The 24,819-nt window shown below is 65.7% G+C and carries 20 protein-coding genes and 2 tRNA genes; 11 read left to right on the plus strand and 11 right to left on the minus strand.

The window, feature by feature from the left end; genetic code table 11:
• The 5 genes from ACFSM0_RS12200 to ACFSM0_RS12220 form a co-directional block, all read right to left on the minus strand.
• Nucleotides 1-73, minus strand: a 73-nt coding sequence (locus ACFSM0_RS12200; protein WP_377392445.1) for a GDP-mannose 4,6-dehydratase, incomplete at its 3' end; no start/stop codon positions are given.
• Nucleotides 74-89: 16 nt separating this feature from the next.
• Nucleotides 90-1,322, minus strand: coding sequence for a WcaI family glycosyltransferase (locus ACFSM0_RS12205; protein WP_377390737.1), 1,233 nt, complete (start codon nt 1,320-1,322; stop codon nt 90-92).
• 3 nt (nt 1,323-1,325) lie between these two features.
• On the minus strand, nt 1,326-2,492 hold the full coding sequence (locus ACFSM0_RS12210) for a nucleotide sugar dehydrogenase (RefSeq protein WP_377390739.1): 1,167 nt from the start codon (nt 2,490-2,492) through the stop codon (nt 1,326-1,328).
• Between the two features lie 3 nt (nt 2,493-2,495).
• A complete protein-coding gene (locus tag ACFSM0_RS12215) occupies nt 2,496-3,941 on the minus strand; it encodes a mannose-1-phosphate guanylyltransferase/mannose-6-phosphate isomerase (protein WP_377390741.1) in 1,446 nt (481 codons plus the stop codon).
• Between the two features lie 46 nt (nt 3,942-3,987).
• A complete protein-coding gene (locus ACFSM0_RS12220; RefSeq protein ID WP_377390743.1) occupies nt 3,988-5,391 on the minus strand; it encodes a phosphomannomutase in 1,404 nt (467 codons plus the stop codon).
• 226 nt (nt 5,392-5,617) lie between these two features.
• On the opposite strand from ACFSM0_RS12220, the gene fabI reads away from it, so the two are divergent.
• The 4 genes from fabI (at nt 5,618) to ACFSM0_RS12240 (ending at nt 8,931) form a co-directional block, all read left to right on the plus strand.
• Nucleotides 5,618-6,382 (plus strand): enoyl-ACP reductase FabI, encoded by a 765-nt coding sequence (gene fabI / locus ACFSM0_RS12225; protein ID WP_377390745.1) that lies wholly within the window; start codon nt 5,618-5,620, stop codon nt 6,380-6,382.
• 117 nt (nt 6,383-6,499) lie between these two features.
• The gene (locus ACFSM0_RS12230) at nt 6,500-7,705 is read left to right on the plus strand and encodes an acetate/propionate family kinase (protein WP_377390747.1); all 1,206 of its coding nucleotides are present in this window, start codon (nt 6,500-6,502) and stop codon (nt 7,703-7,705) included.
• Nucleotides 7,706-7,713: 8 nt separating this feature from the next.
• Nucleotides 7,714-8,550, plus strand: a complete 837-nt coding sequence (locus ACFSM0_RS12235) for an alpha/beta fold hydrolase (RefSeq protein WP_377390749.1) — start codon at nt 7,714-7,716, stop codon at nt 8,548-8,550.
• Nucleotides 8,551-8,682: 132 nt separating this feature from the next.
• A complete protein-coding gene (locus ACFSM0_RS12240) occupies nt 8,683-8,931 on the plus strand; it encodes a hypothetical protein (protein ID WP_377390751.1) in 249 nt (82 codons plus the stop codon).
• A 41-nt stretch (nt 8,932-8,972) separates the two neighbouring features.
• Here ACFSM0_RS12240 and hisH read toward each other — a convergent pair whose 3' ends face one another.
• From hisH to ACFSM0_RS12260, 4 genes are all read right to left on the minus strand, one after another.
• Nucleotides 8,973-9,614, minus strand: coding sequence for an imidazole glycerol phosphate synthase subunit HisH (hisH, locus tag ACFSM0_RS12245; protein ID WP_377390753.1), 642 nt, complete (start codon nt 9,612-9,614; stop codon nt 8,973-8,975).
• Entirely contained in the window at nt 9,614-10,201 is a 588-nt protein-coding gene (gene hisB / locus ACFSM0_RS12250) for an imidazoleglycerol-phosphate dehydratase HisB (RefSeq protein ID WP_377390755.1), read from the minus strand. Before hisB ends, hisH begins: the two co-directional genes overlap by 1 nt.
• Before the next feature lie 100 nt (nt 10,202-10,301).
• Nucleotides 10,302-10,376 (minus strand) — tRNA-Gly (locus tag ACFSM0_RS12255).
• Nucleotides 10,377-10,412: 36 nt separating this feature from the next.
• A tRNA-Gly gene (locus ACFSM0_RS12260) sits at nt 10,413-10,487 on the minus strand.
• Between the two features lie 166 nt (nt 10,488-10,653).
• Here ACFSM0_RS12260 and ACFSM0_RS12265 point away from each other — a divergent pair.
• Nucleotides 10,654-10,851, plus strand: a complete 198-nt coding sequence (locus tag ACFSM0_RS12265) for a CsbD family protein (RefSeq protein ID WP_377390757.1) — start codon at nt 10,654-10,656, stop codon at nt 10,849-10,851.
• A gap of 231 nt (nt 10,852-11,082) precedes the next feature.
• On the opposite strand, the gene ACFSM0_RS12270 is transcribed toward ACFSM0_RS12265, so the two are convergent.
• Both ACFSM0_RS12270 and ACFSM0_RS12275 read right to left on the minus strand, forming a co-directional pair.
• Entirely contained in the window at nt 11,083-14,517 is a 3,435-nt protein-coding gene (locus tag ACFSM0_RS12270; protein ID WP_377390759.1) for a pyruvate carboxylase, read from the minus strand.
• Nucleotides 14,518-14,652: 135 nt separating this feature from the next.
• Nucleotides 14,653-16,461, minus strand: coding sequence for a trypsin-like peptidase domain-containing protein (locus ACFSM0_RS12275; RefSeq protein WP_377390761.1), 1,809 nt, complete (start codon nt 16,459-16,461; stop codon nt 14,653-14,655).
• 175 nt (nt 16,462-16,636) lie between these two features.
• Here ACFSM0_RS12275 and ACFSM0_RS12280 point away from each other — a divergent pair, with 175 nt between their 5' ends.
• The 6 genes from ACFSM0_RS12280 (at nt 16,637) to ACFSM0_RS12305 (ending at nt 24,776) form a co-directional block, all read left to right on the plus strand.
• Nucleotides 16,637-17,569: a glycine--tRNA ligase subunit alpha gene (locus ACFSM0_RS12280; protein ID WP_377390763.1), complete on the plus strand. Its 933-nt coding sequence runs from the start codon at nt 16,637-16,639 to the stop codon at nt 17,567-17,569.
• Nucleotides 17,566-17,991: a DUF6446 family protein gene (locus ACFSM0_RS12285; protein ID WP_377390765.1), complete on the plus strand. Its 426-nt coding sequence runs from the start codon at nt 17,566-17,568 to the stop codon at nt 17,989-17,991. Before ACFSM0_RS12280 ends, ACFSM0_RS12285 begins: the two co-directional genes overlap by 4 nt.
• Complete coding sequence (glyS, locus tag ACFSM0_RS12290) at nt 17,991-20,201, plus strand: glycine--tRNA ligase subunit beta (RefSeq protein ID WP_377390767.1); 2,211 nt, start codon at nt 17,991-17,993, stop codon at nt 20,199-20,201. The genes ACFSM0_RS12285 and glyS overlap by 1 nt, the downstream gene beginning before the upstream one ends.
• 94 nt (nt 20,202-20,295) lie before the next feature.
• Nucleotides 20,296-22,833, plus strand: a complete 2,538-nt coding sequence (locus ACFSM0_RS12295) for a putative PEP-binding protein (protein ID WP_377390769.1) — start codon at nt 20,296-20,298, stop codon at nt 22,831-22,833.
• 273 nt (nt 22,834-23,106) lie between these two features.
• Entirely contained in the window at nt 23,107-23,778 is a 672-nt protein-coding gene (locus ACFSM0_RS12300; RefSeq protein WP_377390771.1) for a cell wall hydrolase, read from the plus strand.
• Between the two features lie 83 nt (nt 23,779-23,861).
• Nucleotides 23,862-24,776, plus strand: coding sequence for a dihydroneopterin aldolase (locus ACFSM0_RS12305; protein ID WP_377390773.1), 915 nt, complete (start codon nt 23,862-23,864; stop codon nt 24,774-24,776).
• Nucleotides 24,777-24,819: the final 43 nt, after the last annotated feature.

Below are 24,819 nucleotides of genomic sequence, written 5' to 3' on the forward strand. Positions count from 1 at the left end.
CCTTGGCGAGCAGAAATTCCGCCAGATAGGAGCCGTCCTGTCCGGTCACACCGGTGATCAATGCCTTCTTCATTTTGTCCCCTCGGTCTTCAGGTCTGACGCGCCAAAGCGCGAAATTCGTTTTTCAGACGGCCGAGAATGGCCGTCCGGTCCCAATGTTCGAGTGCGCGTTCCCGCGCCTTGATCCCCAGCCTGCGGCGCAGCTCAGGATCGTCGAGCAGTGTCTCCAGCGCTTGTGACGCCGCGATGAAATCCCCCGGAGCCACCAGCAGCCCGGCGCCGCTCACCTCTGCTCCAAGCGCCGTTTGCGGTTCTGCCGTCGCCAGCACCGGTCGCCCCGATGCGAGCATGTTGGTCAGTTTCGAGGGCAGCACAAGATCGGCGGCGCCCGCGATCTGCGGCAGCAGATGAACATCTGCCATCGTCATCAGCGCGCCCAGTTTTTCGACAGGTTGCAGCGGAAAGAAGCGGATGTTGGAGAGCCCCTGCGCCGAGGCGACAAGGGTTTCGCGCATCGGGCCGTCGCCGCAGACGACAAAGGTCAGATCGCGCCGATGCGCAAGGCGGCGCGCCATCTCGGGGAGAATTTCGAGCCCCTGCTTGTTGGCAAGGTTGCCCGAATAAAGCGCCACATGCGCCGTTTCGATGCCAAGCTCGGCGCGCAGCGGCGAGGGGGTCTCGCGCGGGGTCACGCGGCCCAGATCGGCCCAGTTGCGGAACTCATAGGTGCGCTCGGGCGCAATGCCCTTTTCGCGCAGCTTGGCCACCATCGGCACCGAAATCGAGCTGATCCGGTCAAACCGGCCGAGCACCGCCGCCTCGAACCGGCGCGCGAGCGCCCCGACCCGGCCCGCCTCCGGCAAAAGCCCGGTGGCGAAAGCCGCCTCAACCTCGAAATCCTGCACATGGAGCCATGTTTTCGCGCCGCACAGCTTGGCCGCAAGCCAGCCCACCGGTGCCGAGACGAGCGAGGGCGCCACCACGAAGATGAGATCGGGGCGGAAGGTGAGCGCGCGCCAGAGCGCCACCGGCAGGGCGGTCAACGCGAAGCTTGCGTGATGCACAAGCCGTTTGGCACCGCTGGGGCGCGCGGGCACATAAAGCGGGCAATGCGTCACGCCGAGCCGCGCTGCGGGGCGCTTGCGGCGCCAGCGAAAGCCGCGCCAGCCCTCGAACACCCGCCATGCGGGGTAGTAGGGCAGGGCGGTGATCACCTCGACCCGGTCGCCGCCTTCCGAAAGATGCTCCGCCAACCCGGTCGTATAGACCGCGGTTGAAATCAATTCCGGCGCATAGTTGATCCCGAGCACCAGAATCCGCATGTCTCAATCCGCCCCGAATAAATCGCGTGTGAATATTTTCCCGGCCACATCGGCGAGTTCGGGCGCTTGACGGTTGGCCACGATCACCTCTGCCTCCGCCTTGAAGGCGGCGAGGTCGCGCACCACCCGCGAGCCAAAGAAGCTGTCTTCGGCAAGCGCGGGTTCATAGACAATGACCTCGATGCCCTTGGCCTTCACCCGCTTCATGATGCCCTGAATCGAGCTGTGGCGGAAATTGTCCGAGCCCGCTTTCATCACCAGACGATAGACGCCAACGACCTTGGGGCGCCGCGCGATGATCTGATCGGCCAGAAAGTCTTTCCGGGTCCGGTTCGCCTCGACAATGGCCGCGATCAGGTTTTGAGGCACCTGATCGTAGTTGGCGAGCAATTGCTTGGTGTCCTTGGGCAGGCAGTAGCCGCCATAGCCGAAAGACGGGTTGTTGTAATGCGATCCGATCCGCGGATCGAGGCCAACCCCCTCGATGATCTGGCGGCTGTCCATGCCGCGGGCGAGCGCGTAGCTGTCAAGCTCGTTGAAAAACGCCACCCGCATCGCAAGGTAGGTATTGGCGAAAAGCTTGATCGCCTCGGCCTCGGCCGGGTCGGTGAAGAGGACGGGCACGTCCTTTTCGAGCGCCCCTTCGAGCAGCAAATCGGCAAAGCGGCGCGCCCGCTCGGAGCGCTCGCCAACCACGATCCGGGAGGGATGCAGGTTGTCGTAAAGCGCCCGCCCCTCGCGCAGGAATTCGGGGCTGAAGATCACCTGGGTCGTGCCAAGCTCGGCGCGCAGGCTCTCCACATAGCCCACCGGGATCGTCGATTTGATCACCACCGTGGCAGAGCTATTGGCGGCGATCACCTGTTTCACCACCGCCTCGACGCTCGATGTGTCAAAGGTGTTGGTCGCGGTGTCGTAGTTCGTGGGCGTGGCCACGATCACGAACTCGGCCCCCGCGATCGCCTCCGCGGCTGCGGTCGTGGCGGTGAGGTCGAGCCCCCCCGCCGTCAGCGCCGCCTCGATCTCGGTATCCTGAATCGGGCTTTGTGCGGCATTCACCGCCGCCACCCGATCCTTGGAGATATCAACCGCGATCACCTGATTGTGGCGCGCCAGCAGCACTGACATGGAGAGCCCGACATACCCGAGCCCGAAAACCGCAATCTTCATGCTTTATCCTTTAGCGCCCTGACCCCGGGCATAGACATCGTCGTAGCGAATGATGTCATCCTCGCCGAGATAGGAGCCGGTCTGCACCTCGATCAGCACCATCGGCACCTTGCCGGGGTTTTCCATCCGGTGAATGGCGCCCAGCGGCACATAGACGGATTGGTTTTCCGTCACCAGTTGCACCGTGTCATCGACCGTGACCTTGGCCGTGCCCTGCACCACGATCCAGTGTTCGGAGCGATGGTGATGGCTTTGCAGGCTGAGCGCGGCGCCCGGATGCACGACGATGCGCTTGACCTGAAAGCGATCGGCAAGCGCGAGCGTTTCAAACCAGCCCCAGGGGCGGTGATCTTTCGGGAATTGCACCGCTTGCGGCGCCTTGCGCGCCTTGAGCGCCTCGACCGCCTTTTTCACATCCTGCGCGCGGTTCATGTCGGCCACAAGCACCGCATCGTTCGTGGCCACGGCGATGATGTTGTCGAGGCCGATCCCGACAAGCTCAAGCCCCTCGCTTTCGGAGCGCAGCAGGCTGCCGGTGCAATCAATCGCGGTGGCCGCGCCGGAGATGACGGTGCCGGTTGCATCTTCGGGGCCTGCCGCGCGCACCGCATCCCAGCCGCCAAGGTCGGACCAGTCGCCCGAGAAGGGCACCGCCGAAAGGTTGGTGGCGTGCTCCATCACCGCGTAGTCGAGCGAAATCTCGGGGGCATCGCCCCAGGGGCCGGGGGCGAGCCGGAGGAAGCCAAGATCCGCTTGCGCGCCTTCAAGGGCCGCACGCACCGGGGCCAGCACCTCGGGCGCATGGGCCTCGAACGCGGCGATCATGTCCGCCGCGCGGAACAGGAAAATGCCCGCATTCCACAGATAGCTGCCGGCGGCGACCATCTCTTCGGCGCGCGCAAGATCCGGTTTTTCGACAAAGCGCTTGAGCGCCACGGGCGCTTCGCTCGCCTCCGGGGCATGGGCGAGTTCCAGATAGCCGTAGCCGGTTTCGGGCCGGGTGGGGGTGATGCCAAAGGTGACGATCTGGCCCGCGGCCACCGCCGCCATGCCGCGCTGCACCGCCGCCTGAAACGCCGCGGCATCGGGAATGGCATGATCGGAGGGCGCAACGAGCAGCACCGCCTGCGGGTCCTTGGCCTGCAGGTGGAGCGCTGCGGCAAGCACTGCGGGCGCGGTGTTGCGCCCCTCCGGCTCGATCAGGATCGCGCCCGGGTCAATGCCGACGGTCGCGAGCTGCTCGGTCACGATGAAGCGAAAATCGGAGTTGGTCAGCACTACGGGCGCGGCAAAACCTGCCCCGGCCAGACGTTTTGCCGACGCCTGAAACAGCGTTTCCTCGCCCAGAAGCGGCACGAATTGTTTCGGGTAGCTCTTGCGGGAGAGCGGCCACAGACGGGTGCCGGAGCCACCGCAGAGAATCGTCGGGTAAATCAAACGCACCTCCATGCGAATCAATATCCAAAAAAGACCGGCTTCTGCGGCGCAGCAAGTTTTAGCACGCCGCGAGCGCCCGGGTCACCATCGCCATCGCCATGTTGAGCAATTCCTGAGCATCTTCGCGCGTTTCCGCCTCGACATAGACCCTGAACTCGGGCGCATTGCCGGAAGGGCGCAGATGCACGACCCGCCCGCCTTCAAGGCTGATGCGCAGCCCGTCGGTATTGTCGAGCGCGGTTTCCTGCCCGAGCGGCGCAAGGAAGGCGGCGCGGGTCGCCGCCTCGGCGCGCAGCGATGCGAGGAAGGCCGCGCTCGCCTCGGTCGGCATTTCGGTGAGCCGGTCGGCCGCGGTGAAGCGCGCGGGAAGCGCCGCCACCGCCGCCGCGAGGCTTTGCCCCGCCGCGCGCGCGGCAACAAGCGGCGCCACGATCGGCAGCACCGCATCGCGCGTCATCAGCGCGGGCAAGGGGCCCGCGGGCGCCTTGGCCTCGAAGCCGAGCAGGAAGCCGCCATTCGCCTCGAACCCCACCACTTTCGCGGAAGGATCGGCGGCAAGCGCCGCCTCCATCGCCGCGATCACGAAGGGAGAGCCGATCTTTGTCAGATGCAGCGCCCGAAATTCGGGGATCTCGGCCACCATCGCATTGGAGGAAACCGGGGTGCAGATCACCTCTGCCCCAAGCGCGCGCGCGCTGAGCACGCCGAGCACATCGCCCGGCACAACCAGACCCGTCGCATCGGTCAAAAGCGGGCGGTCGGCATCGCCATCGGTCGAGAGCACGGCATCGAGCCCCTGCGCCGCGCACCACGCCTTGAGATCGGCACGGGTTTCGGGCGCGACCGCCTCGGTATCGACGGGAATGAAGGTTTCGGAGCGGGCAAGCCGCACCACCTCGGCACCGAGCGCGGTGAGCAGCTCCGCCAAGAGGTCGCGCGCCACGGAGGAATGTTCATAAAGCCCGAGCCGCAGCCCTGCGAGCGCATCGGGGCCAAAGGCCGCACCATAGCGCGCCACATATTCCGCCCCGGCATGAGGGGCCGTGGCAAGCGGGCCCTCCGCGCCGCTGGGCGCACCGGGGGTGGACAGAGCCGCCAAAATCGCCGCCTCGTCCGCCTTGGAAATCTCGCCGCTCGGCAGGTAGAATTTGAGCCCGTTGCGGTCTGCCGGAATATGGCTGCCCGTCACCATCACCGCGCCTGCGCCCGCCCGCATCGCAGCGAGCGCCAGCGCCGGCGTCGACAGCGCGCCGCAATCGGTCACGGCAAGGCCGCAGGCGCGGCCCGCAGCGATGACATCGGCGGCGATGCGCGGCGAGGAGGGGCGCAGATCGCGCCCGACAAAGAGGCCGGTTCCGGTCGGGCAGGCCGCGATGAACGCCGCCACATGCGCCGCCACCAGCTCCGGCGTCAGTTCGACCACGAGGCCGCGCAGGCCGCTTGTTCCGAATTTCGGGGCCATCACCCGCTCCCAGTGCTGCTGTCGTTGCATTGTTCTTAAGTTTTCGGACGGGCGGTGTCGATAGGTTCGCGGCCCGGGGGATCGCGCAGAGTTGTGCTGCGACGCCATTGCCGCAGTGCAGAATCATTTTTGTCATCGCCGCGATATGCTCTGGTTGTAATCGCGGGCCCATCTCGGTCCGGTCGGCGCCGCATAGCGCTCGCAGCAATCGAAAATGGATATCAGCATGTTTTCATTGGAAGGTCAGAAGGCGCTGGTGGTGGGCATCGCCAATGCGCAATCGATCGCCTGGGGGATCGCCCAGGCGCTGAAGGCTCAGGGGGCCGAGCTTGGCGTGACCTGGCTCAATGCCAAGGCCGAACCCCATGTGCGCCCGCTCGCCGAAGAGATCGGCGCAACGATCATGGCGCCGCTCGATGTGTCCCAGCCCGGCCAGATGGAGGCGGTCTTTGACGAGATCGCGCAGCGCTGGGGGCGGCTCGACACGCTCGTCCATTCGATCGCCTATGCGCCGAAGGATGACCTGCATGGCCGCGTGGTCGATTGCTCGGCCGAGGGCTTCGCGCGGGCGATGGATACCTCGGTCCATTCCTTCCTGCGCATGATCCGGCTCGCCGAGCCGCTGATGGGGGCGGGGGGCACCTGCCTCTCGGTCTCCTTCTTTGGCTCGACCCGGGTGGTGCGCCATTACAACCTGATGGGCCCGGTGAAAGCGGCGCTTGAGAGCACGGTGCGCTATGCCGCTGCCGAACTGGGCGAAAAGGGCATCCGCGTGCATGCGCTTTCGCCCGGGCCGCTCGCCACGCGTGCCGCAAGCGGGATCGACCATTTCGACGAGATGATGGCGGAAGCGGCCGCGCGTGCGCCCACCCATCACCTTGCCACGATCGCGGATATCGGCGCGATGGCGGCCTTTCTCGCCGCGCCCGAGGCCCGCAACATGACCGGGGGCATCCACGAAATCGACGGCGGCTATTCGATCACCGCATGACTGGAGGCCGGGCGCGGGCTTGCGCCGGAGCGGCAATTCCCGCAGTTTCGGCGCATCTTCTCCGGTGGGGTTGCGCTCCGGCCGCACCGATCACGCTGCAGCGGAAAGGCAAGAGCAATGACCGAAACATCCCAGGCGGACAGCCGCGCCTTTCTGGCGCTCAACGCCGGCTCTTCCTCGCTGAAAGTGGCGCTGTTTGGCGCCACCGGCGACCGCGCGCTGGTCACCGGGCAGGCCGAGCGGATCGGCCCCGATGGCGTGATCAAGCTCAAGGATGCCGAGGGGCGGGTGCTGCCGGTGGCGGCAACCGATATCTCAAGCCATGATGCCGCGCTTGTGGCGATCATCGCCACGGTGCGGGCTGCCTTTCCGGGGCTCCAGCTCGCCGCCGTCGGGCACCGCGTCGTGCATGGCGGGGTGAACTTCACCGCGCCGGTCGAGGTGACGCCGGAGGTGCTGGCGGAACTCACCGATCTGTCGCCCTTCGCGCCCTTGCACCAGCCGCACAATATTGCGGGCATCCGCGCCGCGATGGAGGCCTTTCCGGGGGTGCCGCAGGTGGCGTGCTTCGACACCGCCTTCCACCGTGGCCAGCCCTTCGTGAACGACACATTCGCGCTGCCGCACCGCTATTACGAGCAGGGCGTGCGCCGCTATGGCTTCCATGGCTTGAGCTATGATTATGTCACCGGCGAACTGGCGCGGATCGCGCCGCATCTGATGGCGGGGCGCGTGGTGGTCGCGCATCTGGGCAATGGCGCCTCGACCTGCGCGATCATGCGGGGCCGCTCGGTCGCCTCTTCGATGGGGTTCTCGGTGCTCGACGGGCTGCCGATGGGCACGCGCTGCGGTCAGGTTGACCCCGGCGTGATCCTTTACATGCTTGAGCGCGAGGGGCTCTCGACCGCCGAGATCCGCGACATTCTCTATAACAAGAGCGGGCTTCTGGGCCTTTCTGGCGGGCTTTCGAACGACATGCGCACCCTTGAAGAGGCCGACAGCGCCGAGAGCCACCGCGCCATCGACTATTTCGTGTTCCGCGTGCAGCGCGAGCTGGGCGCCATGGCGGCGGTGATGGGGGGCATCGATGCGCTCGTGTTCTGCGGCGGCATCGGCGAAAACTCCCGCGTGGTGCGGCGGCGCATCTGCGAGCGGCTCGGCTGGATGGGGGTGGAGATCGACCACGGTCGCAATGCCGAAAGCGCGACCATCATCTCCTCCGAATTTGCGCGCACGGCGGTGATGATCGTGCCGACGCGCGAGGATCTGGTGATTGTGCGCGCCGCGCGCAAGGCGGTGGGGATCGACGCCGCCGCAGCATAGGAGAGAGCATGCAGCAGTTTCGAGCAGAAGACGGGGCGCGGCTCGGCTATCGCGATGACGGGCAGGGGATGGCGGTGCTCGCCCTTCCCGGCCTCACCCGCGACGGGCAGGATTTTGACTATCTCGCACCGCATCTGCCCGCGGATGTGCGCCTGATCCGGCTCGACAGCCGTGGCCGCGGCGCCTCTGACTGGACCGGTGCGGAGAGCTATACCGTCGCGCAGGAGGCGCGCGACGTGCTGGCCCTCCTCGACCATCTGGGCCTTGCCCGCGCCGCCATTCTCGGATCGTCGCGCGGCGGGCTGATCGGCATGGTGCTTGCCGCAACGGCCAGGCACCGTCTGTCCGGGCTTTGCCTCAATGATGTCGGCCCGGTTCTTGAAACGGCCGGGCTGGTGCGGATCGCACAATATATCGGGCGCCGCCCCGCGGCCAAGACCCGCGCGGCGCTGGCGGCGCGGCTCCCCGAGGCGATGGCTGGCTTTGCCGATGTGCCGCCCTCGCGCTGGGCCGAGGAGGTGGCGCATCATTACACCGAAGAGCCCGATGGCTTGGGTCTGCGCTACGATCCGGCGCTGAAAACCGCCTTTGAGGCCGCAATGTCAGCGCCTGCGGTCGAGCTTTGGCCGCTTTTTGACGCCTGTGCCGATCTGCCGCTCGCGCTGATCCGTGGCGCGGGCTCGGATCTCTTGAGCGCGCAGACCGCCGCCGAAATGGGCCGGCGCCGCCCCGACATGCTGTTTGCCGATGTGCCGGGCCGCGGCCATATCCCGTTTCTTGATGAGCCGGAGGCCTTGGCCTGCATTGGCGCCTGGCTTGACCGCGTGCGCGCGGCAGAGTGCTGAAAGATCGGGCAAATTGCTCCCGCTTGGCCGGTATCTTGCGCCGCTGCGCGCGGCATGTTTCGAGATTCGGATCGCGCGTGCTACCCTTTGGGTCAGGGAGATTCTGAACGATCCAGTTTTGGAAGGTGACAGATGAAAAAGGCCCGATACCCGGCTGCCGCGGTGGTGACCCGGCTTGCGCGGATGAAACACGTTGATCCTGAAGCGCCCCTCCATAGCGAGATGCTCGCACCGCTGATGCAGCATGGTCCCGAAGGGCCCGGGCTTGATGATACCGACCGGCTCGTGGTCGTGCTCAAGCATCACGAGCTTATCTCCGCCCGCTCGATGACACGGCTGTTGCGCCGCCATCAGCGTGAAAGTGGAGGGCTTCATGCCTGAGGCGCAGTCCGGGCGGCGCCAAGGGCCCGCCCGGTCTCTCCTCACGGTTTCCAGGCGAGGAAATTGGCGATCAGACGCAGCCCGGTGCGCTGCGATTTTTCCGGGTGGAACTGGGTGCCGACAATATTGTCCCGCCCGACGATCGCGGTGATCTCGCCGGCGTAATCGGCATGGGCAAGCCGCTCGGCGGGCGTCTCCACCACGAAGTGGTAGGAGTGCACGAAATAGGCGTGATCGCCGGTGGCAACCCCGTCGAGCACCGGGTGGGGCGTGTCGATGACAAGATCGTTCCAGCCCATATGCGGCACCTTGAGTGCCGGATCGGCGGGGGTGATCCGCACCACCTCGCCGCCAATCCAGCCAAAGCCGGGCGTGGGCTCGAATTCGAGCCCGCGGGTGGCAAGCATCTGCATGCCGATGCAGATGCCCAAAAACGGCACGGCACGGCGCGTCACCGCCTCATCCACCGCCTCGAAAAGCCCGGTGTGGCGAATGAGCGCCGCGCGGCAGGCGGGAAAGGCGCCGTCGCCCGGCAGCACGATCCGGTCGGCGCGCGCCACCACATCAGGCTCGGAGCTGACGACCACCGTGCCGGTGCCCGCCTCGCGCGCCATGCGTTCGAAGGCTTTTTGCGCCGAATGCAGGTTGCCGCTGTCGTAATCGACCAGAACCGTAAGGCTCATCACAGCGCTCCCTTGGTCGAGGGCAGCGCATCCCCCATGCGCGGATCAGGCTCGACCGCCATGCGCAGCGCGCGGGCAACGGATTTGAACGCCGCCTCGGCGATGTGGTGGCTGTTGATCCCGTGCAGGCGGTCGACATGGAGCGTGATGCCGCCATGGGTCGAGAGCGCCTGAAAGAATTCGCGTACAAGCTCGGTGTCGAAAGTGCCGATCTTCTGGGTCGGAAAATCGACATTCCAGACGAGGAAGGGCCGGGCCGAGAGGTCGAGCGCGGTCGCCACCTGCGCATCGTCCATCGCCAGGACGAAATGGCCGTAGCGGCGGATGCCGCGCTTGTCGCCAAGCGCCTGGGTGAGCGCCTGGCCGAGCGCGATGCCCACATCCTCGACGGTGTGATGATCGTCGATATGCAGATCGCCCTTGGCGGTGATGGTGAGGTCGATCAGCGCATGGCGCGAGAGCTGGTCGAGCATATGGTCGAAAAAGCCCACGCCGGTCGTGTTCGCGTAAGTCCCGGTGCCGTCGAGCGTGACGGTGACCGAGATATCGGTCTCGGCGGTCTTGCGGGTGATCGTGGCCTTGCGCATCGGCGGCTCCTTTCGCGTTCAAGGCCTTATAGGGCCTGGAGCGGGGCTTGTTAAGCGGGAACGGAAACGACAAAACCCTCCCCGAGGGGAGGGTTTTTGTTGGAGCGGGCGATGAGATTCGAACTCACGACCCTAACCTTGGCAAGGTTATGCTCTACCCCTGAGCTACGCCCGCATCCTGGCTTTGACCCTTGCGGGTCCGGGTTCCGATTGGAGCGGGCGATGAGATTCGAACTCACGACCCTAACCTTGGCAAGGTTATGCTCTACCCCTGAGCTACGCCCGCGCTTCCTTTCGGTGCAGGCGATTTAGGCAATCGCGCGCGGACCCGCAAGAGGAAAATGCGCGCGCGGATGAAAAACTCGATCGGGAACCGGGGCGGGGGGAGCGGCGTTGGTAAGGCAGATGCGGGAGGGAGCCCGCATGACATGCAACAGCCAAGGGAGACGGCCATGAATTCCGATATGATCGAAGGCAAGTGGAAAGAACTCAAGGGCACCGTGCGCGCCAAATGGGGCGAGCTGACGGACGATGAAATCGAGCAGGTCGCGGGGGAGCGCGAAAAGCTCGAAGGCCTCGTGCAACAGAAATACGGCAAGACGAAAGACGCGGCCCGCAAGGAAGTCGACGACTTCTTCGATTCGATCTGACGCCGCGCTCCGCCCTGCCGGGGATGCCGAACCGGAACCGGGGGCCTTGCGGCCCCCGCTTTCGGTCCGGCCGAAGGGGGGGGGCGCTGCCCCCCGTCGCGTGCCGCGACTCCCCCCGGGATATTTGCACAAAGTCGAAGGCAGACCGCTTCTTTTCTTCGACTTTGTGCAAATATCCCGGGGGTGAATTTTGCGTAGCAAAAGAGGGGGCAGCGCCCCCTTTTTTCTGTTTTATTCCAGCTCGATCAGCAGGTCTTTCGCGTCGATCTGTGCGCCGGGGCCCACATGCAGCGCTTTCACCGTGGCGGCGCGATCCGCATGAAGCCCGGTTTCCATCTTCATCGCCTCGATCGTCAGCATCAGATCGCCCGGATGCACCTTCTGGCCGACCTTGATCGCCACCGAGGCGATCGCGCCGGGCATCGGCGCGCCGACATGGGTCGGATTGCTCGGGTCGGCCTTGGGCTTCGCCTTTGTCGCGGCTTTCACCGCGCGGTTGGGCACGCGCACGGCGCGGGGCTGGCCGTTGAGCTCGAAGAACACCTTCACCTCGCCCTGCTCGTCGGTCTCCGAGGCCGCCTGATAGCGGATCTCGAGCGTCTTGCCGGGGTCGATCTCGGCGGAGATTTCGTTGCCCGCCTGCATGCCATAGAAGAACACGGGCGTGGGCAGCGTGCGCACCGGCCCGTATTGCTTGTGCCGCCCCATATAGTCGAGGAACACCTTGGGATACATCAGATAGCCCGCGAGATCTTCGTCATCGACCTTGAAGCCGTTGAGTTCGGCCGAGAGTTTTGTGCGCGTCTCCTCCAGATCGACGGACGGCAGATGTTTGCCGGGCCGCTCTGTCGAGGGCGTCGCGCCCTTGAGCACTTTCGTCACGATGGCCGCGGGCCAGCCGCCGGGCGGTTGGCCGAGATTGCCCTTGAGCATATCGACCACCGAATCCGGGAAGGCCATGTCTTTTGCCGGGTCGAGCACATCGGCCATGGTGAGGTTTTGCGCCACCATCATCAGCGCCATATCCCCCACCACTTTCGACGAGGGTGTGACCTTGACGATATCGCCAAAAATCCTGTTGGCATCGGCATAGGCCTGCGCCACCTCGTGCCAGCGTTCCTCAAGCCCGAGCGAGCGCGCCTGCGCTTTGAGGTTGGTGAATTGCCCGCCGGGCATCTCGTGCAGATAGACCTCGGAGGCGGGGCTCTCGAGCCCGCTTTCGAAGGCGGCATATTGATGGCGCACCGCTTCCCAATAGTTCGACATCAAGCGGATCGCCGCAATATCGAGCCCGGTGTCGCGCTCGGTGTGGTGCATCGCTTCCACGATCGAGCCAAGGCAGGGCTGCGAGGTGCCGCCCGAGAAGGCGTCCATCGCCGCATCGACGGCATCGACCCCGGCATCGGCGGCGGCAAGCACAGTGGCGCCGGCGATCCCAGAGGTGTCATGGGTGTGGAAGTGGATCGGCAGGCCGACCTCTTCTTTCAGCGCCGTGACAAGCGCGCGCGCGGCGGCGGGCTTGAGAAGCCCCGCCATGTCTTTCAGCCCGAGCACATGGGCGCCCGCGGCCTCCAGCTCTTTCGCCATGCCGACGTAATATTTCAGGTCATATTTCGCACGCTCCGGGTTCAGAATGTCGCCGGTGTAGCAGATCGTGCCTTCGCAGACCTTGTTTGCCGCGATCACCGCATCCATCGCCACGCGCATGTTCTCGACCCAGTTCAGGCTGTCGAACACACGAAACACGTCAACCCCCGATTTCGCCGCCTGATGCACGAAGAACGAGACCACATTGTCAGGGTAGTTCGTGTAGCCGACCCCGTTCGAGGCGCGCAAAAGCATTTGCGTGAGGATGTTGGGCATCTGCGCGCGGATGTCGCGCAGCCGTTGCCAGGGGCATTCCTGCAAGAAGCGATACGCGACGTCGAAGGTCGCGCCGCCCCAGCATTCGACCGAGAAAAGGCCCGAGAGGTTCGCGGCATAGACCGGCGCGGCCTTGATCATGTCGATCGAGCGCATGCGGGTGGCGAGAAGCGACTGGTGGCCGTCGCGCATCGTCGTATCGGTGATCAGGAGCTTTTTTTGCGCCAGCATCCAGTCCGCCACGGCCTTTGGCCCCCGCGCCTCGAGCAGGTCGCGCGTGCCGGGAACCACCGGCCCCGTGATCGCGGGGAGCCGCGGCGGGCGCGCCTCGGCCGCGGGTTTGGGGCGGCCCGCCGTTTCCGGGTGCCCGTTCACCGAAATATCGGCGATGTAGCTGAGGATCTTCGTCGCCCGGTCGCGCCGCTTGCGGAACTGGAACAGTTCGGGCGTCGTGTCGATGAACTTCGTGGTGTAGCTCATGTCGAGGAAGGTCGGGTGCTTGAGCAGGTTGATCACGAAGTCGATGTTCGTGCTCACCCCGCGCACGCGAAATTCGCGCAGCGCGCGGTCCATCCGCCGGATCGCCTGATCGGGTGATTGCGCCCAGGCGGTGACCTTGACGAGCAGGCTGTCATAATAGCGCGTGATCACGCCGCCCGCATAGGCCGTGCCGCCATCGAGCCGGATCCCCATGCCGGTCGCGGAGCGATAGGCGGTCAGCCGCCCGTAATCGGGGATGAAGTTGTTTTGCGGGTCTTCCGTCGTTACCCGGCATTGCAGCGCATGGCCGGAAAGGTGGATATCTTCCTGCTTCGTGACGCCGGTGGCCTCGGCCAGCGTGGCGCCTTCGGCAATGCGGATCTGGCTTTGCACGATGTCGATGCCGGTCACTTCTTCGGTGACGGTATGTTCCACCTGCACGCGCGGGTTCACTTCGATGAAGTAGAAGTTCTGGCTCTCCATATCCATGAGGAACTCGACCGTGCCCGCGTTCTGATAGCCGACGGCATTGCCGATTTTCAGCGCCAGCGCACAGACCTCGGCGCGTTGTTCCTCGGTCAGATAGGGGGCGGGCGCGCGCTCGACCACTTTCTGGTTGCGGCGCTGCACGGTGCAATCGCGCTCAAAGAGGTGATAGAGGTGGCCATGCGTGTCACCGAGCAACTGCACCTCGACATGGCGCGCGCGGGTGATCATCTTTTCCAGATAGCCCTCGCCATTGCCGAAAGCGGCCTCGGCCTCGCGGCGCCCCTCGCGGACCTTGTCGACCAGCTCGTCCGGGCCGTTGATCGGGCGCATGCCGCGCCCGCCGCCGCCCCAGCTTGCCTTCAGCATCAGCGGATAGCCGATTTCGGCGGCCTCGCGCTTGATCGCGTCGAAATCGTGGCCCAGCACCTCGGTTGCCGGAATCACCGGCACGCCCGCCGCCATCGCCACCTTGCGCGCGGAGGCCTTGTCGCCAAGGGCGCGCATCGTTTCGGCTTTCGGGCCGATGAAGGTGATGCCCGCATCGACGCAAGCCTCGACAAAATCGGGGTTTTCGGACAGGAGCCCATAGCCGGGGTGGATCGCATCCGCGCCCGATTCCTGCGCCACGCGGATGATCTCGGGGATACTCAGATAAGCGCCGACAGGCGAGAGACCCGCGCCGATGCGGTAGGCCTCATCGGCCTTGAAGCGGTGCAGCCCGAGCTTGTCTTCCTCGGCATAGACGGCGACCGTCTTCTTGCCCAGCTCGTTCGCCGCCCGCATCACACGGATTGCAATCTCGCCACGGTTGGCGACCAGGATTTTCTTGAACATGTGAGGTCTCTCCCCGAAAACGCACCCTGATGAGGGGGTTGCGGCAAAACCTAGCGGCGCCGCATCGCGGCGCAAGGACTATCTGCGAAATCGGGCAAATTTACTGTCCAATTTACCCGAGTTTGCAAAGTCTGCTCACTTCCAGCATTCGACCTGCACGGTGAACCCCTGCGCCAGCGCCGAAATATCTTCGGCGGCGAGCGCATGGGCGCCATCGGCGGCCTGCGGCGCAAAGCCCGCCTCGGCCAGCACCGGCACCAGCGCCGCTGTCTGCACCGCCACTGTCATCTCGGCGGGCAGAAGGCGGCTCGCATCGCCATCATGCGGCAGCACGAGCCCCGCCACGGCGCCGGTCTGGTCCAGCACCGGGCCGCCCGCATCGCCCGGAAGCGTGGTGACGGCAAGGCGCGCAAGGCTTTCCTCGCCCGCAAGCCCGCTCAGGTCAGAAAGCGTGCCGAAGTTCAGCACCGGGGCCGAGAGCGCCTCGGGGTAGGAATAGCCCGCAACCACGATCGTGGCGCCGGGGCGGGCGCTTTCGGTCTCGAAAGTGGCAACGGCGGGGGGCGCGAGCGTTGCGTCCGGGGTCAGCACGGCGATGCCGAGGCTGTGCTCTGCAAAGGCGACTTTCACCGGCAATCCCTCGACCGTCACCCGGCCACATTGGCCAAGCCCGGCGTCGGCGGTGAGCACGGCGCCCGCTTGGTTGATGAAAAAGCCCGAGCGGGCGAATTCGGGGTGCCGGGTATCAAGCCCGCCAATCAGATCGGCCCGGCCCACCGCCATCGGTTGGCCCAGCGTCGGGTCAAGCGCGCTTTCCCCCACCGGGCGGAAGCTCGCGCGCATCGCCGCGACCACGCGCACCATCCGCGCCTCTTCGCTCGCCGGATAGACGATGGTGAAGCCCTTGATCAGCCCTTTCGAGAGCCCGACCTCGGTGACGGAATGGCGGCGCGCATCCTCGCCAATGATCTTGAAGCCTGAGTTGGAGCGCTCGCGCGGCCCGTTTTGCGGCACGATTTCAAGCGTTTGCATTGCGTCATAAAGGCCGACGAGCGTGTTTTGATCGCCCGGTTCGGAGATCAGGAGCACCTGCACGCCAGAGCTGCCCTTGGCGCGATAATGCACGAAGGGCGGGTCGTAATGGTCAAACTCGACCAGCCCGAGCGGCAGGTCGATGGCGATGCCGGCGCGGACCTCATCGACCGGTGTGATGCCAAGGCTGGCGCGGTCCTTGGCAACGCTCTCAACCAGATGCGCCTGCTGCGTGGAGGAGAGAACGCCGGTGGGCTCCGCCCCTTGCGTTTCCTGCCAGACCGAGATCGAGCCGCGCGTGCCCGGGCCAAAGGCCCCGTCGATGCCGCCCGAATAAAGGCCAAGCCATTGCAGGGCAGATTGAATTTCCATCCGCCCCTCGCGCGAGAGCGCCGCCTCGAGGCGGCGCGATTCCGCGAGCGTCTCGACCGGCTCAGCCGGGGCAGGGGGGGCGGACAGGGCTTCGGGCGCGGGGCTCTGCGGGGCAGGCGCCGGTGTGGCGGTTTCTGCGGCGGTTTCGGCAGGCGTGTCCGGGGGCGGCGTCATCGGCACCGGCGGCGCGGCCAGATTGGCGCCGACCGGCCAGAACTGGTTGCGGAAGGTTTTCGGGTCTGCCACATAGCTGTCGCCCGGGATCTGGCCTTGCGCCCGCATCGTCGCAAGCGCGGATTGCGCCGCCTCCGGGCTCGCATAGGGGCCAAGCGCGATGCCATACCAGCCGCCCGCAAGCGCAAAACCGGCAATGTCGGGAAAGCCCGTGGCCAGTTCGCGCAGCCGTCCTTCGGCCTGATCGAGCGTCGGCAGGGCCTGGATCTGCACCCAGGCCGCCTCGGCCCCGGCCTGACCCGCACAAACGACCACCGCCAGCCCCAGCGCGCTTGCGCGAAGCTTCGCCCGAATTCCTGCCTGCATATTTTCCTCGAAATCGTTCCGTGACAGCTTTGCGGCAAAGTAGCATCTCGCACGCGCACGTCACCCCCAAAAGCGGCCAAAACGTGCTTTCGCGCCCGCCCGCGCAGCCCGCCCCGTTGACCGCCCCGCGCCCCTTGCCTAGAGAGGGGCGTCACGAACAGATCGGTGAGAGACCATGGCAGACGCGCCCCGCTCGTTTCAGGAAATCATCCTGCGGCTCATGACCTACTGGGCCTCAAAGGGCTGCGCGGTGTTGCAACCTTACGATATGGAGGTGGGCGCGGGCACGTTCCACCCGGCCACCACGCTGCGCTCGCTCGGCTCGCGGCCTTGGGCGGCGGCCTATGTGCAGCCCTCGCGCCGCCCGACCGATGGCCGCTACGGCGAAAACCCGAACCGGCTGCAGCACTATTATCAATATCAGGTGCTGATCAAACCGAGCCCGCCCGATCTGCAGGCGCTCTACCTCGGCTCGCTCGAGGCGATCGGCATCGACCTTGGCCTGCACGACATCCGCTTTGTCGAAGACGACTGGGAAAGCCCGACGCTGGGCGCCTGGGGCCTGGGCTGGGAGGTCTGGTGCGACGGCATGGAGGTGAGCCAGTTCACCTATTTCCAACAGGTGGGCGGGCATGACTGCCGCCCGGTGTCGGGGGAGCTGACCTACGGGCTTGAACGGCTTGCCATGTATGTGCTTGGCATCGACCATGTGATGGAGATGCCCTTCAACGACCCGGCGAGCCCGATCCCGCTCAAATACGGCGCCATCTTCCGCCAGACGGAAGAGGAATATTCGCGCCACAATTTTGATGCGGCCAATACCGAGGCGCTGCTGCGCCATTTCGAGGATGCGGAAGCCGAATGCGAAAAGCTGCTCGCTTTCCCGGCAGAGGATGCCAATTCCGGCAAGCGCATCATCATGGCGCATCCGGCCTATGACCAGTGCATCAAGGCGAGCCACCTTTTCAACCTGCTCGATGCGCGCGGGGTGATCTCGGTCACCGAACGGCAGGCCTACATTGGCCGCGTGCGCGCGCTCGCCAAGAAATGCGCCGATGCCTTTGTGCAGACCGAGGCGGGCGGCTGGGTGGCGGAGGCCGAGGCGTGAGACACGCCACAGTCCCTCTCAGCCTCGTCTTTGCCGGGGCGGCGGCAGCGGCCGTGCCGCAAACGGTGGAGCTGACCTCGCTCATCACCGGGCGACCCGAGCCGATCCTTTCGGAGAACTGGCAGGCGGTGGGGGAGCAAAGCGCGCCCATCGACTTTCGGGCCTGTTTCCGCACCCCCCTGAGCCTCGGACTTCTGACCGAGACCTTCACGATTTACGACGCCGCCCATCCGCTTTCGGCCCCGCCCGGCTTTGCCTGCTACGATGCGGGCCGGATCGGGGCTGATCTCGCCACCGGCGCGGCGGTTGCCTTTTTGAGCGCGCGCGACATCGCCCCCGGCGTTGACCGCGTTGTCGCCGTCTATCCCGATGGCCGGGCCTATGCCTGGCAACAACCAAGCGACCTTGCGGGGACCCAGTAATGCCCGAGCTTCTGATCGAACTTTTCTCCGAGGAAATCCCCGCCCGCATGCAGGGCGCGGCGCGCGAGGCGCTGAAAAAGCTCGTCACCGACGGGCTTGTCGAGGCCGGGCTCACCTATGGCCATGCAGAGGCGTTTTCCACGCCGCGGCGGCTGACGCTGGTGCTGACCGACCTCACCGCCGAAAGCCCGACGCTTCGGGAGGAACGCAAGGGCCCCTCCGTCTCCGCCCCAGAGGCGGCGCTGCAGGGCTTTTTGCGCGCGACCGGGCTCCGCCTCGATCAGCTTGAAAAACGCGCCGATAAAAAGGGCGAGGTCTGGTTTGCCCTGATCGAGAAACCGGGCCGCAAGGCGCCCGAGATCATCGCCGAAGTGCTTGACCGCACGATCCGCACTTTCCCCTGGCCAAAGTCGATGCGCTGGGGCAATGGCACGCTGAAATGGGTGCGCCCGCTGCATTCGATCCTGTGCATCCTCTCTTCCGAGGCGGGCACGGAGGTGGTGCCGCTCGAAGTGGAAGGCATTGCCGCGGGGGACACGACCGCCGGCCACCGCTTCATGGCGCCCGCGCGCTTTTCGGTCACGAATTTCGAGGATTACGCCGCGAAATTGAAAGCCGCCAAGGTCGTGCTCGACCCCGCCGAGCGCGCCGAGATCATCTGGCATGATGCAAGCCAGCTCGCCTTTGCGCAGGGCCTTGAGCTTGTCGAGGACAAGGGGCTGCTGGCCGAGGTGGCGGGGCTGGTCGAATGCCCGGTCGCGCTGATGGGCGTGATTGCGGAAGACTTTTTGCACCTGCCGCCCGAGGTGCTGCAAACCTCGATGAAGGAACACCAGAAGTTCTTCTCGGTCAAAAACCCGAAAACGGGCCGGATCGAGGGGTTTGTGACGGTTGCCAACCGCGAGACCACCGACCACGGCGCAACGATCCTGAAAGGCAATCAGAAAGTGCTCTCGGCACGGCTTTCAGATGCGCGCTTTTTCTGGGAGCACGATCTGCGCGTGGTGAAGACCGAGGGGCTGGAGGGCATGGGCGCGGGGCTCGCCAATGTCACCTTCCACAACAAGCTCGGGAGCCAGGCCGCGCGGATCGCCCGGATCGAGGCGCTCGCGCGCGAGATCGCGCCCCATGTGGGGGCTGCGCCCGACCTTGCGGCGGAGGCCGCGCGGGTGGTGAAGTCTGACCTGCGCTCCGCGATGGTGGGCGAGTTCCCGGAGCTTCAGGGCCTGATGGGCAGCTACTATGCCCGCGCCGCGGGGCTGCCCGAACCGGTCGCCGCCGCCTGCAAGGACCATTATTCGCCGCTTGGCCCCTCGGATGCCGTGCCCTCCGAGCCGGTCTCGGTCGCCGTGGCGCTGGCCGACAAGATCGACACGCTGACCGGCTTCTGGGCGATTGACGAAAAGCCCACCGGCTCGAAAGACCCCTTCGCGCTGCGCCGCGCCGCGCTGGGGGTGATCCGGCTGGTGCTGGGGAATGGGTTGCGGATCAAGCTTGATAGGTTGATTACCCATGAAGCCGAGCAACTGATTTGGGAGCAAATCGCCGAGCGGGCAGAGAAGGATGAAGCGTCGGCCGTCGAACTCTTTGAAAAGTCTACGGGATTGAAAATCGCCGAAGTCGTAGATCCGCTCATCGAAATTTTGTCGGCTGCGAAGATTGAGTCCGGCATTCCTATCCCACAACACGACCTCCTCTCCTTCTTCCATGACCGCCTCAAGGTGTTCCTGAAAGACGAGGGCATCCGTCATGATGTGATCGACGCCGTTCTGGCCATGCCGAGCAATGACGATCTCACCCTTGTCGTCAAACGCGCCGAGGCGCTTTCGGCCTTCCTCAAGACCGAAGACGGCACCAACCTGTTGCAGGGCTTCAAGCGGGCGAACAACATCTTGACGCAGGCCGAGGCGAAGGACGGGGTGGAATACAGCTACGGCGCCGATCCCAAATTTGCCGAAAGCGACGCGGAGCGCGCGCTCTTTGCCGCGCTCGATGCCGCCGAGGCGGCGCTGGCCCCGGCGATGCAGGCCGAAGCCTTCGCAGAAGCGATGGCCGAAATGGCAAAGCTGCGCGCGCCCATCGACACGTTTTTCACCGCGGTGCAGATCAACGCCGAAAACCAGATCGTGCGGCGCAACCGGCTCAATCTTTTGTCGCGCATTCGCCAGATCTGCCTGTCCGTTGCCGATCTGACCAAGCTCGAAGGCTGATCCCGAGCGGCCAGGGGGCCGTTACGTTCCGTTCACACTTGCGTGGCGCGGCAGGAAGCCTATCCTGCCCGCCGAGGACAGGGACCAGCCGACAATGCAGAAGATCGCCGATGTGAGCGAGTTCGTCGAACTCACGCCCGCAGCCGAAGTGAAGGCCGCGCGCCATGGTTGGCGTGCAAAATGCCTGCAACGGTTGATCCGGCTCGATCTGCCGGTGCCTGCAACCGTGGCGCTTCCGGTCGAGACGGTGCGGGCGATTGCGATGGGTGTCATGCCCGACACCGCGCGCATTGCCGCGCATTTTGGCCCGGATTTCCTTGTTTCTGTGCGCTCCAGCCCCGAAAACCCCGAATGGGGCGGGCCGGGCACGGTGCTGAATGTCGGCATGAACGACGTGATGCATCAAAAGCTTGTGGAGAGCCATGGGCCGGAGGCGGCAGACGCGCTCTACCTGCGCTTCGTGCAGAGCTACGCCATTCATGTCGCGCGCCTTGACCCGGACATGTTCCACGGCGGTCCGGGGCCGGGGGCGCTTGCTGCGGCGCTCGCCGCATTTGAAAGCGAGACCGACGAGCCCTTCCCGCAAGCGCCCGCGCGCCAGCTTGCCGAGGTGCTGCGCTCGATGGCGCGCGCCTGGGAGGGCACAACGGCGCGGCTTTTGCGGCAGGCGAAGGGCGCCCCGCCCGATGCGGTACTGGGGCTTTTGGTGCAGCGCATGGCGCTGGGCATCGGCCCGGGCATTTCCGGCTCGGGCACGATGCAATTTGTCGACAGCGTCACCGGCGCCCCGCGCATCACCGGGCGGTTCCGCGGCCAGAGCCAGGGGCGGCGCATGGCGCAAGACACGCTGTTCCTCACCCGCGATCCGCGCGGCCCCTCGCTGGAGGAGCTTGCCCCCGATGTGTTTGCCGAATTGCGCGGCTATGGTGCGGTGTGCCGGGCGCGGTTGCGCGAGGAAATGCAGATCGAGTTCACCGTCGAAGGGGGCCGGGTTGCGGTGATCGACGCGCTGCGCGTGGTGCGCTCCTCCCGTGCTGCGGTAAAGATTGCCGTGGCGCTGGCCGAGGACGGGGTGATCCCGCGCGAGGAGGCGCTTTTGCGCGTTGAACCGCGGGCCCTTTCCGAGCTTTTGCACTATCAGGTTGACCCGCGCGCACCGCGCGAGCCGTTTGCCCGCGGCATCGCCGCCTCGCCGGGGGCTGCGGTCGGGCGGATCGTCTTTACCGCCACTGCCGCGCAGGCCTCGGCGGCGCGCGGTGAGCCCTGCATCCTCGTGCGCCGCGAGACCGGGCCGGAGGATATTCGCGGCATGCATGCCGCCGTGGCCGTGTTGACCGAACGTGGCGGCATGACCTCCCACGCGGCGGTGATCGCGCGCGGGCTCGGCCTCCCCTGCATCGTCGGCTGCTCGGATATTCATATCTCGGGGCGCGAAAAGGTGTTGCGCGGGCCGGGTGGGCAGAGCTTTTCCGAGGGCGAGCTGATCACCGTTGACGGCACCAATGGCGAGGTGCTCTCGGGCGCGGCCGAAATGCTCGAACCCGCGCTGGATGATGGCTTCCGCACGCTTTTGCGCTGGGCGGAAACGGTCTGCGACATTGGCATCCGCGCGAATGCCGACACGCCCGACGATGCCCGCACCGCGCGGATGTTTGATGCCGATGGCATCGGGCTGTGCCGCACCGAGCACATGTTCTTTGACGAGGACCGGCTCACGGTGATGCGCGAGATGATCTTTGCCGATACGCCGAATGACCGGCGCATCGCGCTCGAACGCCTGCTGCCGATGCAGCGCGCCGACTTCATCACGCTGTTTGACATCATGGCGGGCCAGCCGGTCTGCATCCGGCTCTTCGACCCGCCGCTGCACGAATTCTTGCCGCATGACCGCGAGGGAATGCGGGAGCTGGCCGAGGCGCTTGGCCGCTCGCTCTCGGAGGTGTCGCGCCGGGTCGAGGCGCTTTCCGAATTCAACCCGATGCTGGGGATGCGCGGCGTGCGGCTGGGCCTCACCGTGCCCGAAATCTATGACATGCAGGCGCGCGCCATCTTCGAGGCGACGGTAGAGGCAAGCCGGCGCGGTGCGCCCGTGGTGCCCGAGGTGATGATCCCGCTTGTTTCTGCCGCGCGCGAGGTGGAGATCGTCAAAACGCGCATAGACGCGGTGGCGGCGGCCGTGCGCACCGAGATGAAGGCCGAGTTTGCCTATCGCCTCGGCGTGATGGTGGAAACGCCGCGTGCGGCGCTGCGCGCGGGCGAAATTGCCGAGCACGCGCATTTCCTCAGCTTCGGCACCAATGACTTGACGCAGATGACCTATGGCCTCTCGCGCGACGATGCCGGGCGGTTCATGTCGGCTTACGTCAACCAGCATGTCTATGCGGAAGACCCGTTCCACATTCTCGATGTCGAGGGGGTGGGGGAGCTTTTGCTGATGGGCGCCTCGCGCGGGCGGGCGGCGCGCAAGGACGTGACGATCTCGGTCTGCGGGGAGCATGGCGGCAACCCCGAATCAATCGCCTTCTGCCGCGCGGCGGGGTTCGACTATGTTTCCTGTTCGCCTTTTCGTGTGCCGGTTGCGCGCCTCGCTGCCGCACATTTCGCCTTGCTCGCGCCGCGAAACCGATTCTGACTCCTCTTGAAGCGTAAAAACACGGTTAACAAAACAAAGGCTCTGGTATTTCTTTTGCGTTACGATTAGTCGCAGAACAGAGGGATCGCGAGGGAGTCGCCCCTGACATTTGCGCGGATTTTCGCCGCTTTCGAGCGGGAAAGTCATTGTGCCCTTTTGCTTGGTGGACATCGCCACCCTTTCTCGATAAGTCCCCTCCGTCGCGGCTTCGGCCGGGGCGATTGTCCTTATCGAAAGAAAACCATGTCAGTGCTGAAAAGCTGGACAGGGGGGATGCTGATCCTCCTGGCCCTCGCCGGAGGCTCGCGTGCCGATACGACGGTAAGCCAGTCAAATGATCCGACCCAGGTGCCGGAACAGGGCCTTATGGCGCTTCTGTTCCATGAACGCACCGGGCTCGATCAGGTTCCCGCGGAGCGGGTCGAAGCCCTGACCGAGGCGCCCAAGCCGCGCCGTGGCTTCTGGCCCTGGTCGCGCAAACGCGATGAAAAACCTGCCGAAATCACTGCCGCCTGGCTCGCCGCCCAACCCCAGCCCACCGGGGATGCGCAGTTCCAATGCCTCGCCCAGACGCTTTATCACGAAGCGCGCGGCGAGAGCATTCCGGGCCAGGTCGCCGTGGCCGAAGTGGTGCTCAACCGTGTTGACGATCCGCGCTTTCCGCGCACCGTTTGCGGTGTGGTGAAACAAGGGTCGAGCCAGGGCTGCCAGTTCAGCTGGACCTGTGATGGCCGCTCTGACCGGATCGGCGATCGCGCCGCATGGGATCGCGCCGCGCGCATCGCCCGCGCCATGCTCGACGGCGCACCGCGTGCGCTGACCGATGGCGCCACCTTCTTTCATACCCGCGCGGTGAAGCCCGGCTGGGCGAAGCGGTTCGAGCAGACGGTGCGGATCGGCGGCCATACGTTCTACCGCCGCCCGGATCAGACCGCGCTCAACTGAAGTCGCAACCGCGGCGGCAAATGACGTTTCGGGGTGGGCTCCAGCCCGCCCTTTTTCTATATCTGGGGCAAAAAGGCGGCCCGATGACATCCGACACTTCCCTTGCCTTCGCCCATCCCGAGGAGCGCGCGCTGGCCTCGGCGCCCGCCGATCCGCGTGACCGGATCAGCCTGCGTGACCATGTGGTCGAGGCCGATATCGGCGCGTTCCAGCAGGAGCGGGGCCATAGCCAGCGGCTGAATTTCAACGTTGTCGTTGAGGTGCGCCCCGAGGCCGGGCCGCTTGAGGATGATGTCGACCGCATCCTCTCCTATGACCGGATCACCGAGGCGATTGCCGCCGAACTGGCCGCCGAGCGGCTCAACCTTTTGGAAACGCTGGCCGAACGTGTGGCCGAGCGGATCTTGCTTGAGCCGCGCGCGATGCGGGTGTTCATCCGCATCGAAAAGCTCGACCGCGGCCCCGGCGCGCTTGGTGTCGAAATCGTGCGGGCGCGGGCCTCCGCGCCCACCCACACGCTCGACGAGGAAGCAACGGCGCTGCATCCGGTCGTGGCATATCTCTCGAATGCGGTGATCACCGCGCCCGATCTTGCCGCCCGGCTCGACCGGTTGGCCGCTTCCGGCGCGCCGGTGATTCTCGCCGTGGGCATGCCCGATGTGGCGCCGCCCGAAACCGGGCACCGCCCGACCCAGCGCCGCATCGACCTTCTGGCGATCGAGCAAAACGCATGGGTGCTGGCCGCGCGCGATCCGCGCTGCGTGGTGGTGGCCACCCGCACCGAGATCGACTGGGCGATGCGCAACGGGCAGATGGTGGTCTGGGCGCCCTCGAAGCTCGTGCTCGACGCGGTCGACGGGCCAAAGGGGGCGGTGCGCGAGGCGGGCAACCTGATCTTGTGGCTGGCCGAGCAGATGGCGGCGGTGCGGCTCGAACTTCACGGCGATGTTTCAGCCCCGGCGGGAAGCCGCGTGCCGCTGACGAGCATTGCGGGATAAGCTGTCCTTGACCTTGCCAAGCCCGCCGCGCCGGGCCAAGACA

Origin of the sequence: Rhodobacter lacus, assembly GCF_042683065.1 — a bacterium.
GTDB lineage: Bacteria > Pseudomonadota > Alphaproteobacteria > Rhodobacterales > Rhodobacteraceae > Rhodobacter > Rhodobacter lacus.

What these genes read in the sequence shown, in the direction of transcription:
- ACFSM0_RS12265 (WP_377390757.1), top strand. Translation starts at nt 10,654, where the DNA reads ATGAATTCCGATATGATCGAAGGCAAGTGGAAAGAACTCAAGGGCACC.
- ACFSM0_RS12270 (WP_377390759.1), bottom strand. Translation starts at nt 14,517, where the DNA reads ATGTTCAAGAAAATCCTGGTCGCCAACCGTGGCGAGATTGCAATCCGT.
- glyS (WP_377390767.1), top strand. Translation starts at nt 17,991, where the DNA reads ATGCCCGAGCTTCTGATCGAACTTTTCTCCGAGGAAATCCCCGCCCGC.
- ACFSM0_RS12240 (WP_377390751.1), top strand. Translation starts at nt 8,683, where the DNA reads ATGAAAAAGGCCCGATACCCGGCTGCCGCGGTGGTGACCCGGCTTGCG.
- hisH (WP_377390753.1), bottom strand. Translation starts at nt 9,614, where the DNA reads ATGAGCCTTACGGTTCTGGTCGATTACGACAGCGGCAACCTGCATTCG.
- ACFSM0_RS12210 (WP_377390739.1), bottom strand. Translation starts at nt 2,492, where the DNA reads ATGAAGATTGCGGTTTTCGGGCTCGGGTATGTCGGGCTCTCCATGTCA.
- fabI (WP_377390745.1), top strand. Translation starts at nt 5,618, where the DNA reads ATGTTTTCATTGGAAGGTCAGAAGGCGCTGGTGGTGGGCATCGCCAAT.
- ACFSM0_RS12230 (WP_377390747.1), top strand. Translation starts at nt 6,500, where the DNA reads ATGACCGAAACATCCCAGGCGGACAGCCGCGCCTTTCTGGCGCTCAAC.
- ACFSM0_RS12280 (WP_377390763.1), top strand. Translation starts at nt 16,637, where the DNA reads ATGGCAGACGCGCCCCGCTCGTTTCAGGAAATCATCCTGCGGCTCATG.
- ACFSM0_RS12295 (WP_377390769.1), top strand. Translation starts at nt 20,296, where the DNA reads ATGCAGAAGATCGCCGATGTGAGCGAGTTCGTCGAACTCACGCCCGCA.
- ACFSM0_RS12300 (WP_377390771.1), top strand. Translation starts at nt 23,107, where the DNA reads ATGCTGATCCTCCTGGCCCTCGCCGGAGGCTCGCGTGCCGATACGACG.
- ACFSM0_RS12275 (WP_377390761.1), bottom strand. Translation starts at nt 16,461, where the DNA reads ATGCAGGCAGGAATTCGGGCGAAGCTTCGCGCAAGCGCGCTGGGGCTG.
- ACFSM0_RS12305 (WP_377390773.1), top strand. Translation starts at nt 23,862, where the DNA reads ATGACATCCGACACTTCCCTTGCCTTCGCCCATCCCGAGGAGCGCGCG.
- ACFSM0_RS12205 (WP_377390737.1), bottom strand. Translation starts at nt 1,322, where the DNA reads ATGCGGATTCTGGTGCTCGGGATCAACTATGCGCCGGAATTGATTTCA.
- ACFSM0_RS12235 (WP_377390749.1), top strand. Translation starts at nt 7,714, where the DNA reads ATGCAGCAGTTTCGAGCAGAAGACGGGGCGCGGCTCGGCTATCGCGAT.
- ACFSM0_RS12220 (WP_377390743.1), bottom strand. Translation starts at nt 5,391, where the DNA reads ATGGCCCCGAAATTCGGAACAAGCGGCCTGCGCGGCCTCGTGGTCGAA.
- ACFSM0_RS12215 (WP_377390741.1), bottom strand. Translation starts at nt 3,941, where the DNA reads ATGGAGGTGCGTTTGATTTACCCGACGATTCTCTGCGGTGGCTCCGGC.
- hisB (WP_377390755.1), bottom strand. Translation starts at nt 10,201, where the DNA reads ATGCGCAAGGCCACGATCACCCGCAAGACCGCCGAGACCGATATCTCG.